Consider the following 14,622-nt stretch of genomic DNA (forward strand, 5'->3'; position numbering starts at 1 on the left):
GTCGCCGAACGGATTGGCTCCGATATGCCCCGTCGAACCGTCATCTTCCGCTGCACACTGTCGTTAGCCCTGCTCGCCCGGTTCGTGGGGGTGGTGCTCGCCGACATCTTCCGGCGGTGGCCGGCCCCCGACGGCACCTTGACCGACCCGGTCGTCGGGCAACTGGCCATCGCCACCGAGTTCGGCGCGGTGAACCCCGCCTACACCGACGCGGGCGACCACTACCGGATCACCACCGCCGCGCTCACCCTGCGGGTGTACAAGAACCCGCTGCGGTTCGCGCTCTACAAGGCCGACAACGCCACGCTCGTCTGGTCCGAGGCCACCGGCCTGAGCTGGGACGGAACCGGCGCCACGCAGACCCTGTCGCGCGGAGCGGACGAGCAGTTCCACGGCACGGGCCTGCGGCTGGGCGCCAACGCCAGCCCGGCCCCGTTCTACCTGTCCACCAGCGGCTACGCCGTCATGCGCGACACCTGGCAGCCCGGCCAGTACACCTTCGCCTCACCGGTCACCACCCGGCACGAGGAGAACCGCCTGGACGCCTTCCAGGGCGGCACGGGCAACGACACCAGGCTGATCATCTGGGACTGCACGGCCACCTCCAACCAGCGCTGGACGCTGTCATGAGAACCTTCCTGACCCTGCTCCTCCTGCTCACGGGCGCGCCGGTCATCGCCGCCGCGGAGCCGTACACGCTCTGGTACGGCCAGCCCGCCACGAGCTGGGAGTCCCAGACGCTCCCCATCGGCAACGGCGCCCTCGGCGCGATGCTCTTCGGCGGCGTCGGCTCCGAGCAACTGCAGTTCAACGAGAAGACGCTGTGGACCGGCGGCCCAGGCTCGCCCGGATACACCTACGGCAACTGGACCTCACCCCGGCCGACCGCCGTCAAGGACGTCGTCGACACCATCGACGCGACCGGCAGGGCGGACCCCGCCTGGGTCGCGGGCAAGCTCGGCCAGCCCCGCCAGGGCTACGGCGCCCACCAGACGTTCGGCGATCTCCACCTGGACATGGCCGACACGGGCTACACCGGCTACAAACGCTCGCTGAACATCGCCAACGCCGTCGCCAAGGTCTCCTACACGGCCGCTGGCACGGTGTTCGACCGGGAGTACTTCGCCAGCCACCCCGGCAACGTCATCGCCGGGCGGCTCACCGCGAACCAGCCGGGCAAGATCAGCTTCACCCTGCGCTACACCTCGCCGCGCAGCGACTTCACCGCCACCTCGACCGGCGGCAGGCTGACGATCCGCGGCGCGCTGGCCGACAACGGCCTTGCCTTCGAGGCGCAGGTCCAGGTCAAGACCGTGGGCGGTACGGTCACCGGCACCGGCGGCCAGGTGCGGGTCAGCGGTGCCGACAGCGCCACCTTCGTCCTGAGTGCGAGAACCAACTACGCCCTGAAATATCCGACCTATCGCGGAGTCGACCCGCACGCCGCCGTCACCCGGGCCGTCGACACCACCCTGTCCTACCAGGACCTGCGCGCCGCCCACGTCGCCGACCACCGCGCCCTGTTCGACCGGGTGAAGCTGGACCTCGGCGGTTCGCTGCCCGACAAGCCCACCGACCAGCTCCGCGCCGCCTACACCGGCGGCGCCGCCAACCAGAGATGGATCCTCTAGGAGAACCCGCTGTGCGAAAGTTATCCGCCTTACTCGCCCTCGCCCTGACGTTCCTGTTCGTCCACGTCCCCGCCGCACGAGCGGCCACCTTCAAGGCGCTGCTGTTCACCAAGACGGCCGCCGGAGCCTACCGGCACGACTCCATCCCCGCGGGCATCGCGATGTTCCAGCAGCTGGCGACGGACAACAACTTCCAGCTCGACCTGTCCGAGGACGCGAACGTCTTCACCTCGGCCACGCTGAGCAGCTACGACGTCATCATCATGCTCCAGAACTCGGGCATGGTCTGGGACACCGACGCCCAGCGCCAGGGCATCCAGAACTACGCGGCCAGCGGCAAGGGCATCGTCGCGGTCCACAACACCACCGACATGAACATCGAGGCCCAGTTCCCGTGGTGGGACCAGGCCGTGATGGGCGGCGCGCACATGACCGCGCACTCGTCCATCCTCCAGGGCACGGCCAAGGTGGCCGACCAGGTCCACCCCTCCACCAAGGGGCTGCCCGACCGGTGGGTGCGGACCGAGGAGTGGTACAACTTCGACAAGAACCTGCGCGGCGACGTGCACGTGCTGGTGACGGCTGATGAGACGACCTACGACGCCGGGCCGTCCAAGATGGGCTACGACCACCCGATCTCCTGGTGCCGCGAGGGCCAGCCGGCCAAGGTGTGGGCCACCGCCATGGGCCACCAGGCCTCCTCCTACTCGGAGCCGCTGTTCCGCCAGCACCTCCTGGGCGGGGTGAAGTGGGCGGCGGGCGCAGAGGCGGGATCCTGCGGCGGCACCGTCGCGAGCCGGTTCCAGAAGGTCACCCTGGACAACCAGCCCGCCCAGCCGATGGCGCTGGACGTCGCCTCCGACGGCACGCTCTTCTACGTCGAGCGGCTCGGCAAGGTGAAGAAGATCTCGACCGGCGGCGCCGTCACCACGCTGGCGACGCTCAACGTCTACACCGGGGGAGAGGACGGGGTCATCGGCGTCGCGGCCGACCCGGGCTTCGCCACCAACAAGCGTGTCTTCATCAACTACTCGCCCGCCGGGAGCGCCGAGATCGTCCGCGTCTCCCGGTTCACGCTGAACGCGGCGGGGACCGCGCTCGACATGGCCAGCGAGAAGAAGATCATCGAGATCCCGGCCTGGCGCAGCCCCGAGCCGGGACACAGCGGCGGGAACATCGAGTTCGGCCCGGGCGGCAACCTCTACGTCGGCGTCGGCGACGACACCAAGCCGTCGGAGTCCGACGGCTACACCCCGATCGACGAACGGCCGGGCCGCGAGCGGTTCGACGCCCAGGGCACCGCCGCCAACACCAACGACCTGCGCGGCAAGATCCTGCGCATCCACCCGGAGGAGAACGGCGGCTACACGATCCCCAGCGGGAACATGTTCGCCCCGGGCACCGCGCAGACCAAGCCGGAGATCTACGTGATGGGCTGGCGCAACCCGTTCCGCTTCAACGTCGACCCGGTGACCGGCTGGCTCTCCGCCGCCGACTACGGGCCGGACGCCGGCTCCGCCAACCCCAACAGGGGACCGGAAGGCATCGTGGAATGGAACCTGGTCAAGGGGCCGGGCAACTACGGCTGGCCGTACTGCATCGGCGCCAACACGCCGTTCAACGACTACAACTTCGCCACCGGCACCTCGGGCGCGAAGTTCAACTGCGCGTCGCCGGTCAACACCTCGCCCAACAACACCGGCCTGCAGAACCTGCCCGCGGCCCAGGCGGCCACCGTCTGGTACGACTACCACGCCGGCTCGCCGTACCCGGAGATGGGGACCAGCGGCGGGGCCGCGCCGATGGGCGGCCCCTTCTACCACTACGACGCCGCCAGCACGTCCGAGCGCAAGTTCCCCGCCTACTACGACAAGACGCCGTTCTTCTTCGAGTGGAGCCGCAACTACGCCCGCGAGATGCGGCTGGACACAGGAGGCAATCTCCTGAAGATCAACAACTTCGTGCCCGGCCTGACCCTCCGCTCACCCATGGACATGGACTTCGGCCCCGACGGGGCCATGTACTACCTCGACTGGGGCACCGGCTGGTTCGAGGACCACTCCGACGACGGCGTCTACCGGGTCGACTACGTCAACGGCAACCGCGCCCCGCTGGCCAAGGTCTCCGCCGCACCGAACTCGGGGCAGCCGCCGCTGCAGGTGACCTTCTCCTCGGCCGGATCGTCCGACCCCGACGGTGACACGCTCAGCTACGCGTGGGACTTCGACGGCAACGGCACCACCGACTCCACCGCAGCCAGCCCCACGTACACCTACACCGCGAACGGCACGTACACGGCGCGGCTCACCGTCCGCGACCCCGGCGGCAAGACCGGCTCGGCGACGGCCGACATCACGGTCGGCAACACCCGGCCGGCGGTCGTGTTCGAGGACCCGCCCAACGGCGGCTTCGTCGCCTCCTCCGGCACGATCACCTACAAGGTGAAGGTCACCGACCCGGAAGACGGCACCGCGATCGACTGCACCAAGGTGTCGGTGCTCTACGCGATCGGCCATGACGAGCACAGCCACGACGTGGCCACGAAGAACGGCTGCACCGGCTCGTTCCCCTACGACAACGGCGGCCACGACCCGACCTCCAACTTCTTCCACGTCCTGACGGCGAAGTACACCGACAACGGCGGCCTTTCCGGGATCGCCAGCATCAAGCTCAACACCATGCGCAAGCAGGCGGAACACTTCACCGGCTCCTCCGGCATCCGGGTGATCGACCAGGGCGGGGCGGAGAACGGCAAGCGCATCGGCGACATCTCCAACAACGACTGGATCGCCTTCGACCCGATCAACCTCAAGGGCATCACCTCGGTCTCGTTCCGCGTGTCCTCCCCGGCGAACAACGGCGGCTCGATCGAGCTGCGCAGCGGTTCGCCCACCGGCCCGCTCGTGGCCAGCCAGACGGTGCCGAGCACCGGCGGCTGGGACACCTACGTGTCGCTGCCCGCCGTCCCGGTCACCGACCCGGGCGGCACGGCGGCCCTGTACGCGGTGTTCAAGTCCCCGGTCGCCTCGCCGTTCGACCTGGACTCCTTCACCGTCAGCGGATCAGGCGGCGGCGCCGGGCCCGTGAACGGCGGCGTCTACACGCTGACCGCCGCGCACAGCAACAAGGCGGCCGACGTCAGCGGGCGCTCGACCGCCGACGGCGCGACCGTCGTGCAGTGGGCGCCCAACAGCGGGACCAACCAGCAGTGGAAGGCCACCGACGCGGGCGGCGGCGCCTTCACCCTGGCGGCCGTCCACAGCGGCAAGTGCCTGGACGTCACCGGCGCCTCCACCGCCGACAGCGCGCTGCTCATCCAGTGGACGTGCGGCACGGGCAACAACCAGAAGTGGACGTTCGACCCCGTCGCGGGCGGCGCGTTCCGTCTCGTCTCGGTGAACAGCGGGAAGTGCCTGGACGTGCCGGGCGCCTCCACGACCGACGGCACCCAGCTCGTCCAGTACACCTGCGGGACGGGCACCAACCAGCAGTGGAGGCTGACCAGGATCAGCTGACGGCCCGGTCATCCCCGCCGCTCGACGAGCGGCGGGGATCACCCCTCCATGAGCCTGCCAGAAGCATGGACGCGATCGCCCTCAGCGGGGCACGGATCATCGACGGGGCCGGGCGCGATCCGGTGGACGGGCACACCCCAGGGACGGGACGCCGATCCCCGCCTCGCTCTTGCGCTCCGCCAGTGGTGTTCTTCTTCGATCCCCTGTTCAGCCGAGCCGGCGCCGGCGCTGGCTCGGAGGCCTCCTTGACGATCTACCAATTACATGGTTAATTAGTAGGAAATGTAGGTAAATACTGCTCGCCGGATGTCCGCGAGTGGCGGTGACGGCCGAGGAGGAGTGTCGATCTTGGCGGCGGCCGGGGTTCGGTGACGGTCACCCACGCCGCCCGTTCTGGCGGGGATGTTTGCACTGATGAATGTCATGGATTCAGGGGTCGCCGTCGGCCGGACCGCGGCCAGGCGATTGTCGCGCTATTCTTCCGGCAATTACGACGCTCCGGCGAGACTGCTTCGCCGTATTTTCGACGAGGTTTGTCTCGATGAGCAGACCTCGGCCCGCGTGGCCCATTTGATCGACGAATGGTTCGACATCCGGCGGGCCGCCGTCAATTCGCGATCGGTGAAAATGCTGCTTTGGCGTGGCCGGGTGGACGAGGCCGTTTCCGCGATGGCGGAAGGTCCCGGCTCCTGGCTGGACTCGGCCGCCTGGATCCGTTTCTGGTATCCGGACCTCGGTGTCCCGCCGTCCGGCGGGCCGGTGGAGGTGGTTACCGGCCTGGAGGGGCTCGACGTCCTGAACGCCCTCCTCGGCGAACACGACGAGCGCGCCGCCGTCCGCCACGCCCAGCAGGTGCTGCGGCACTGCCCCATGGGCGAGGGCGCGCTGGAGTCGCTGACCTCCGCCCTGATCACGCTGGTCTACGCCGGGCGCGCCGACCTGGCCGCCCGCTGGTGCGTGCCGCTGCTCGAACAGACCACCACCCACTGCGACCCCGGCTGGCTCGGCGTCTTCGCCGCGATCCAGGCCGAGATCCACGTACGGCAGGGCGAGCCCGCGCAGGCGGAGCGGTGCGCCCGCGCCGCCCTCACCCACCTGTCTCTGCGCGAATGGGGCGTGGCCCTGAGCTTCCCGCTGGCCAGCATGGTGAGCGCCAAGCTCGCCCTGGACAAGCCGGAGGAGGCCGCGCGCTACCTCGCCGTACCGGTGCCCGAGGCCACCTTCCAGACCCCGGCCGGCCTGCACTACCGCTGCGCCCGAGGCGAGTACGCCCTCGCGACGGGCGCGCCCAGCGCCGCGCTGGACGACTTCGCCGCGTGCGGGGAGTCCATGGCGCGCTGGGGCCTGGACCTGCCCGGCATCGTGCCCTGGCGGCTCGGCGCCGCGCGCGCCCACCTGGACCTCGGCAGACCGGAACGGGCGGGCGAACTCGTCGGCGACCACCTGGCGCTCCTGCCGCCCGGCCCGTCGAAGGGCAGGGGAGCGGCGCTGACCCTGCGGGCGGCCGCCATGCCCGTGCAGGCGCGCCAAGCCCTCCTGGAGGAGGCCGTGGAGATCTTCCAGGTGGTGCGCGACCAGGCCGGGCTGGCGCGTGCGCTCAAGGCGCTGGCGTCGGTGAACTCCCAGCTCGGCCAGGCGCACCGGGCCAGGTTGTTCGAGCGCAGGGCGCTGACCATCGAGCGGCCGGGCCCGGACGCCGAGCCCGGGGCACGCGAGTTGCTGAGCGACGCCGAGCGCCGGGTCGCCACCCTGGCCGCCCAGGGATACACCAACCGGCGGATCGCGGAGAAACTCTATGTCTCCGTCAGCACCGTCGAACAGCACCTGACCCATATCTATCGCAAGCTCGGCATTTCCCGGCGACTCGACCTGCCCGCCAGCCTCGATTAGATTTCACGTTCTGGGGTCATTAGGGGTACCCCCCTATTTGTGGACTGGCGATGCTTGATCCAGCTTTCTCGCCGGTCCACGATAGGGAGCGAAGATGGGTCGCGGCAATTCGCATGAGCAGGATTGTTCCAGTCCGGCCGGCGCGGTAGCCGTCATCGGAATATCCTGCCGGCTGCCCGCCGCCGGCGACCCGGCCGCGCTGTGGGAGTTGCTGCGTACCGGCGGGTCCGCGATCACCGATCCGCCTCCCGGGCGCTGGGCCGGGATCGAGGGGTCCGGCGGGTTCGTGGCGGACGTCGACCGGTTCGACCCCGAGTTCTTCGGCATCTCGCCCCGCGAGGCGGTGGCGATGGACCCGCAGCAACGGCTCGTGCTCGAACTGGCCTGGGAAGCGCTCGAACACGCCAGGATCGTGCCGGCCGCCCTGTCCGGGACGGCAACGGGCGTCTTCGTCGGCGCGATCGCCTCCGACTACGCCACCCTCACCGCCCAGGCGGGTCCCGAGGCGCTGAGCAGGCACACCATGCCCGGCCTCAACCGCGGCCTCATCGCCAACCGCGTCTCCTACGTCCTGGGCCTGACCGGGCCGAGCCTGAGCGTCGACTCCGCCCAGTCCTCCTCGCTGGTGTCGGTGCACCTGGCCGTCGAGAGCCTGCGGCGCGGGGAGGCGGACCTGGCCCTGGCCGGCGGGGTCAACCTCAACCTGGCTCCGGGTGCGACCGCGCAGGCCGAGCGCTTCGGCGGGCTCTCGCCGGACGGACGCTGCTTCACCTTCGACTCCCGCGCCAACGGCTACGTGCGGGGCGAGGGCGGCGGGCTGGTCGTGCTCAAACCGCTGGAACGGGCCGTGGCCGACGGCGACAGGATCCTCGCGGTGATCCTCGGCAGCGCCCTGAACCACGACGGCAGGACCGACGGGCTCACCGTGCCCAGCGCGGCCGCGCAGGCCGAGGTGATCCGGCTGGCCACCCGGCGCGCGGGAGTGCCGCCGTCCGCTGTGCAGTACGTGGAACTGCACGGAACCGGCACCAAGGTGGGCGACCCCATCGAGGCCGAGGCGCTGGGACAGGCGCTGGGCGAACGGCGCGGGACGGGGCCGCTGGCCGTCGGGTCCGTCAAGACGAACGTGGGGCACCTGGAAGGGGCCGCCGGCATCGCCGGGCTGCTCAAGACGGTGCTGAGCATCGCACACCGCCAGGTGCCCGCCAGCCTCAACTTCGCCTCGCCCAACCCGCGCATCCCGCTCGACCGGCTCAACCTGCGCGTCCAGACCGCGCTCGGGCCGTGGCCGGCGCCGGAGCGCCCGCTCGTGGCCGGGGTCAGCTCGTTCGGGATGGGCGGCGCCAACTGCCACGTGATCCTGGCCGAACCGCCGACGCCCCCCGCCGGGCGGGAGCGGCGTCCCGCGGACGCCGCGGGAGTTGTGGCGTGGGTGCTGTCGGCCGACTCTCCGGGGGCGCTGGGCGAGCAGGCCGGGCGCCTGGACGAGGCGGTGGAGCGCGGCGGGCTCGACGCCGCTGACGTGGCGTTGTCGCTGGCCACCACGCGGACGGCGTTCAAGCACCGGGCCGTGGTCGTCGGCGCGGCCGGGGAGGCGCGGGCCGCGCTCCGGGCGCTCGCCCGGGGCGGCCAGGCGGCGGGCCTCGTCCGGGGCACGGCCGGGCCTGGCGGGCGCACTGTCTTCGTCTTCCCCGGTCAGGGCTCGCAGTGGCCGGGGATGGCCGCCGGGCTGCTGCGTGAGTCACCGGTGTTCGCCGGTCAGCTGGAGGCGTGCGCCGAGGCGCTGCGGCTGGACTGGTCGCTGCTCGACGTGCTGGCCGGCCGTACCGGATCGCCGTCGCTGGAGCGGGTGGACGTGGTCCAGCCCGCGCTCTTCGCGGTCATGGTGTCGCTGGCGCGGCTGTGGGAGTCGGCCGGGGTGCGTCCCGACGCGGTTATCGGGCACTCCCAGGGCGAGATCGCCGCCGCGCACGTCGCCGGCGCGCTGACCCTCCAGGACGCCGCCACCATCGTCGTACGGCGCAGCCGGGCCGTCGCCACGATCGGCGGCGGAGCGATGGCCGCCATCGCCGCGCCCGCCCGCGACGTCCGCAGGAGGCTCATCCCGTGGTCCGACCGGCTCGCCGTCGCCGCCGTCAACGGCCCCGCCGCCACCGTCGTCTCCGGCGAGCCCGGCGCGCTGTCGGAACTCCTGGACACCTACCGGGCGCAGGGCGTCAGGGTCCGCGAGATCCCCGTCGACTACGCCTCCCACTCGCCCCAGGTCGAGCCGCTCCGTCAGCGGGTCCTCGACGAGCTGTCCGACGTACGTCCCCGCGCCACCGGCACCGCCTTCTACTCCACCGTCACCGGCGGCCTGCTCGACCCGGCGGAGCTCACCGCGGACTACTGGTACCGCAACCTGCGCCAGACCGTCGAGCTGGAGCGGGCGGTCGCCGCGGCGGCGGCCGCGGGCCATCGCTTCTTCGTCGAGGCCAGCCCGCATCCTCTGCTCACCGAAGGCATCGAGCAGAGCGCGGCCGGTGTGCTCGGCATCGGCACGCTCCGCCGTGACCAGGGCGGCCTGCGGCGCTTCCTCACCTCGCTCGCGGGCCTGCACGTGGCCGGCGGCGCGGTGGACTGGCCGGCCACCACCGCCCCCGAGGCTCGGCCCGTGGACCTGCCCACCTACGCCTTCCAGCGCCGCGGACTCTGGCTCGACGCCGCGCACGGAGCGGCCGCGGACATACCGGCAGCGCGGCCCGCCCAGGAAGCCGGGCGAGAGGTCTGGGAGGTACAGCGAGACGTTCCGGGGGCCGGGCTCGACGCCCTCGACCTCGTCAAGGACGCTCTCGCGATCGTCCTTGGCCACCCGAGCGGCGACGCGGTCGACGAGACCCGCACCTTCGGCGACCTCGGCCTGGACTCGGTCGGCGCGGTGGAGTTCCGCAACCGGCTGAGCGCCGCCGCTGGCCGGTCGCTGCCCGCCTCCCTCGTCTACGACCACCCGACCCCCTCGGCCGTGGCCGCCTTCCTCACCAGGAACGAGCAGGCGCCCGCCGTCCGGGCGGAGACGGCCGCTCCGGCGGCCGGGGAGCCCATCGCGATCGTCGCCATGAGCGGCCGCTGGCCCGGCGGCGCCGGGACCCCGGAAGAGCTGTGGGATCTGCTGGTCTCCGGCCGCGACGCCATCGGCCCCTTCCCCGGCAACCGGGGCTGGGACCTGGAGCGCCTGCGCGCCGGTGACGGGCCGGGCGGCTCGGTCACCGGCGAAGGCGGCTTCCTGTACGACGCCGACCGCTTCGACGCCGCCTTCTTCGGGCTGAGCCCTCGCGAGTGCGCCGCCATGGACCCGCAGCAGCGACTGCTCCTGGAGTCGGCCTGGGAGCTCCACGAGCGGGCCGGGATCAACCCGGCGGGCGTGCGCGGCAGCCGTACCGGCACGTTCGTGGGGGTGATGCCGCAGGAGTACGGCCCGCCGCTGCACGAGGCGCCGCCGGAGTACGAGGGTCACGTGCTCACCGGCACCCTGGCGAGCGTGGCCTCCGGGCGCCTGGCGTACACGCTGGGCCTCGAAGGGCCGGCGATCACGGTGGACACCGCCTGTTCCTCCTCGCTGGTCGCCATGCACCTGGCCGTGCAGTCGCTGCGGCTGGGGGAGTGCGAGCGGGCCGTCGCCGGTGGCGCGACGGTGATGGCGGCACCGGGGATGTTCACGGAGTTCAGCCGCCAGGGCGGGCTGGCCCCGGACGGGCGGTGCAAGCCGTTCGCCGCCTCGGCCGACGGCACGGCCTGGTCGGAGGCGGTCGGGCTGGTGCTGCTCATGCCGCTGACGGCCGCCCGGCGCGAGGGCCGTCCGGTGCTGGCCGTCATCCGGGGCAGCGCCGTCAACCAGGACGGCGCCTCCAACGGGCTGACCGCCCCGAACGGCCCCTCGCAGGAGCGGGTCATCAGGCGGGCGCTGGACGACGCGGGCCTGGCACCGGCCGACGTGGACGCCGTCGAGGCGCACGGGACGGGTACCGCGCTCGGCGATCCGATCGAGGCGCAGGCGGTGCTGGCCACCTACGGCCAGGACCGGGCACGGCCGGTGCTGCTCGGCTCGTCGAAGTCGCAGCTGGGCCACACCCAGGCCGCCGCCGGGGTCACCGGCGTCATCGCCATGGTCCAGGCGCTGCGCGCGGCGACGCTGCCGGGGACGCTTCACCTGGACCGGCCCACGCCGCACGTCGACTGGGCGGCGGGCGCCGTGGAACTCCTGGCGGAGACGACACCGTGGCCGGCCGTGGAGCGACCGCGCCGGGCCGCCGTCTCCTCCTTCGGCATCAGCGGCACCAACGCCCATCTGATCCTCGAACAGGCGCCGGAGGAGACGGAGCCCGAGGCGCGGAGCGACGGCCCAACCCCATGGGTGGTGACCGCCGCCGGCGAGAACGCGCTGGCTGAGCAGGCGGCACGGCTTCGCGATCGGGCCGCCGACCCGTCGGTGCGGATCGGCGACGTCGCCCACACGCTGTCGACGAGCCGTGCCGCACTGGGGCACCGCGCCGTCATCCTGGGCGAGCACCGCGAAGCCCTGCTCGCTGGCCTGGACACGATCGCCTCCGACCAGGAAGCGACACCAGCCGTGGTCAGCGGCCAGGAAGCTCCACCCGTGGTGGTCAAGGGCCGGGCCGGGCGGCCGGGCAGGCTGGCCGTGCTGTTCACCGGGCAGGGCAGCCAGCGCCCCGGCATGGGCCGCGAGCTCAGCGAGCGCTTCCCGGTGTTCGCCGACGCCCTCGCCGAGGTAGCCGGTCACCTCGACCCGTACCTCGCGCATCCCCTGCGCGAGGTGACGAGCGGCGCGCACACCGCGCTGCTGGACGACACCGCCTACGCCCAGCCCGCGATCTTCGCCCATGAGGTCGCGCTCTTCCGCCTCGCGCAGTCGTTCGGGCTGCGGCCGAGCCACCTCATCGGCCACTCGGTCGGCGAGCTGACCGCCGCGCACCTGGCCGGTGTGCTGTCCCTGGCTGACGCGTGCGCGCTGGTCGCCGCGCGCGGGCGGCTGATGGCCGCGGTGACGGCACGCGGCGCGATGCTCGCCGTCGACGGAGACGAGCGCGAGGTACGCGACCTCATCGCCCCGCACCTGGCCGAGGTGGACGTCGCCGCGGTCAACGGCCCCCGCGCGGTGGTGGTCTCCGGCGCAGCAGCGGTCGTGGACGACCTCGCCGGGCAGTGGCGCGCCGCCGGCCGCCGGGCCAAGCGCCTGGCCGTCAGCCACGCCTTCCACTCACCGCACATGGACGAGGTGCTCGACGCCTTCCACCGCGTCGCCGAGGGGCTCGACTTCGCCGACCCGCGCGTCCCCGTGGTCTCCAACGTGACCGGCCGCCTGGCGACCGCCGCGGAACTGCGCGACCCGGGCTACTGGACCCGGCACATTCGCCGGCCCGTCAGGTTCCTGGACGGCGTGACGACCCTGCGCGAGCTGGGCGTGGACGACTACCTGGAACTGGGCCCGAGCGCCGTGCTGAGCGCCCTGGTCCTCGGCTGCCTCGACGAGGAGCCCCCGCGCACCGTCGCGGCCACGGCCCACCCCGAGCGTCCCGAGGCGGAGTCCTTCCTCACCGCCCTGGCCCACCTGTACGTCAACGGGACGGATGTCGACTGGAGCGCCGCGACCGACGGCCGCCTGACCGACCTGCCCACCTACGCCTTCCAGCGCGAACGGCACTGGCTGGACACCTCCCGCGCCGACACCTGGACGCACCGGCTCGTCTGGCGGCCGGTGCGCGATCCGGGCGCCGCGCCGCTCCGGGGGACCTGGGCGCTCGTCGCGCCCGAGCACGGAGCGTGGGCCGAGCTCGCCGCACGGGCGTTGCGCGAGCGGGGCGCCGAGGTCGTCACCCTCACGGTACGGCAGGCCGCCCGCGCCGACCTCGCCACCTGCCTGGCCGGGCAGGGCGAGCTCACCGGAGTCCTGTCCCTCCTGGCCGACCACGGCGCGAACGTCGCCCTGACCCAGGCGCTGGACGACGCGGGCCGGGCCGTACCCCTGTGGCTGGTCACCCGCGAGGCCGTCTCCGTCGGCGAGCGGGACCGCCCGCCCGTCCCCGCACAGGCGCTCACGTGGGGGTTCGGCGCGGTCGCCGCCGTCGAGAACCCCGCCGGGTGGGGCGGCCTCATCGACCTGCCCGCCGAGCCTGACGAGCGGCACTGGGAGCGGCTGGCCGCCGCGCTCGGCGGCGACGAGCGGGAACTGGCCGTCCGCGAGAGCGGGCTCCACGCGCGGCGACTGGTCCGCGCGGAACCGCCCGCGCGCACCCACCGCTGGGAGAGCGACGGCACCGTGCTCATCACCGGCGGCACCGGCGCGCTCGGCGGGCACGTGGCCACCTGGCTGGCCGGACGCGGCACCCGGCACCTGCTGCTGGTCAGCAGGAGCAGTGAGGCCGCGCCCGGCGCCGCCACGCTGCGGGCCAGGCTCGCGGCCGCGGGTGCGAAGGTGACCTTCGCCGCGGCCGACGCCGGCGACCGGCAAGCGCTGGCCGACGTGATCGCGTCGGTGCCGGCCGAGTACCCGCTGACCGCGGTGGTCCACGCCGCCGCCGCCCTGGACGACGCCCTCATCGGCGACCTGACCCCGGAGCGGATCGACCGGGCACTGCGGGCCAAGGCCGGTGGGGCCGAGCATCTGCACGAGCTGACGAAGGACCTCGGGCTGAAGGCGTTCGTGCTCTTCTCCTCGGTCGCCGGGCTGTGCGGGGTGCCGGGCCAGGGCAACTACGCGCCCGGCAACGCCTATCTGGACGCGCTCGCTGTGCGCAGGAGGGCGCTCGGGCTGCCCGCCACCTCGGTGGCCTGGGGCACCTGGGCGGGCGACGGGCTCATGAGTGCCGCGGCGGAACGCACGCTGGCCGGTTACGGGCTGCGCGCCATGCCGCCCGGCCGGGCGCTCGCCGCGCTGGGCGGGGCGCTGGAGCGCGGCGAGCCGTACCTCGTGATCGCCGACGCGGACTGGGCGGCCATGGACGGAGAGCGCCCGCTGCTGCGTGAGCTGCTACCCGCCGCCACCGCCACCGCCACCGCCACCGCGGCCGCGGCGGCCCGGCCGCTCGACGGCCTGGCCGGGCTGACGGAGACCGAGCGCCGGCGCGCCCTGCTCACCCTCGTGCGCGCCGAGGTCGCGGCGGTGCTGGGACATCGCTCGCCGGAGGCGGTCGAGCCCGGCAGGGCCTTCAAGGAGCAGGGATTCGACTCGCTCGGCGCTGTACGGCTGCGCAACCGGCTGGCCGCCGCGACGGGCCTGCGGCTGCCGCCGTCGGCCGTCTTCGACCATCCCACCCCCGCGGCACTCGCCGATCACCTGTACGGCGAGCTCACCCCGGAGCCGGAAGCGGTCACCATCGACGCCGTCCTGGCCGGGATCGAGGCGCTGGAGACCCTGCTGGCCGGCGCGGACGAGAGCGTCACCGAAGCCGAACGCGACACCGCCGCCGCCCGCCTGTCGCGCCTGGCCCGCAGCTGGCGCCCGGCCGCCCCCGAGACAGACCCGCCCCCCGCCGACGACGAGGCGCTGCTCGCCTTCGTCAACAACACCCTTGGCCTTTCGTGAAAGAGAA

5 protein-coding genes are annotated in these 14,622 nt (G+C 72.8%); all 5 read left to right on the top strand.

Features of this window, described 5'->3' with window-relative positions:
- Positions 1-24: 24 nt before the first annotated feature.
- The 5 genes from ACIBG8_RS04175 to ACIBG8_RS04195 all read left to right on the top strand — a co-directional run bounded on the left by ACIBG8_RS04175 (position 25) and on the right by ACIBG8_RS04195 (position 14,615).
- Positions 25-630, top strand: a complete 606-nt coding sequence (locus tag ACIBG8_RS04175) for a hypothetical protein (protein WP_397341027.1) — start codon at positions 25-27, stop codon at positions 628-630.
- Positions 627-1,631: a glycoside hydrolase N-terminal domain-containing protein gene (locus ACIBG8_RS04180; protein ID WP_397341028.1), complete on the top strand. Its 1,005-nt coding sequence runs from the start codon at positions 627-629 to the stop codon at positions 1,629-1,631. Before ACIBG8_RS04175 ends, ACIBG8_RS04180 begins: the two co-directional genes overlap by 4 nt.
- An 11-nt stretch (positions 1,632-1,642) precedes the next feature.
- Positions 1,643-5,146, top strand: coding sequence for a ThuA domain-containing protein (locus ACIBG8_RS04185; RefSeq protein WP_397341029.1), 3,504 nt, complete (start codon positions 1,643-1,645; stop codon positions 5,144-5,146).
- A gap of 627 nt (positions 5,147-5,773) precedes the next feature.
- Positions 5,774-7,036 carry a LuxR C-terminal-related transcriptional regulator gene (locus tag ACIBG8_RS04190; RefSeq protein WP_397343892.1) on the top strand — a complete coding sequence of 421 codons (1,263 nt, stop codon included), beginning with the start codon at positions 5,774-5,776 and terminating at the stop codon, positions 7,034-7,036.
- A 94-nt stretch (positions 7,037-7,130) separates the two neighbouring features.
- On the top strand, positions 7,131-14,615 hold the full coding sequence (locus ACIBG8_RS04195; protein ID WP_397341030.1) for an SDR family NAD(P)-dependent oxidoreductase: 7,485 nt from the start codon (positions 7,131-7,133) through the stop codon (positions 14,613-14,615).
- Positions 14,616-14,622 lie beyond the last annotated feature (7 nt).

Origin of the sequence: Nonomuraea sp. NPDC050556 (assembly GCF_044457355.1) — a bacterium.
Taxonomy (GTDB): domain Bacteria; phylum Actinomycetota; class Actinomycetes; order Streptosporangiales; family Streptosporangiaceae; genus Nonomuraea.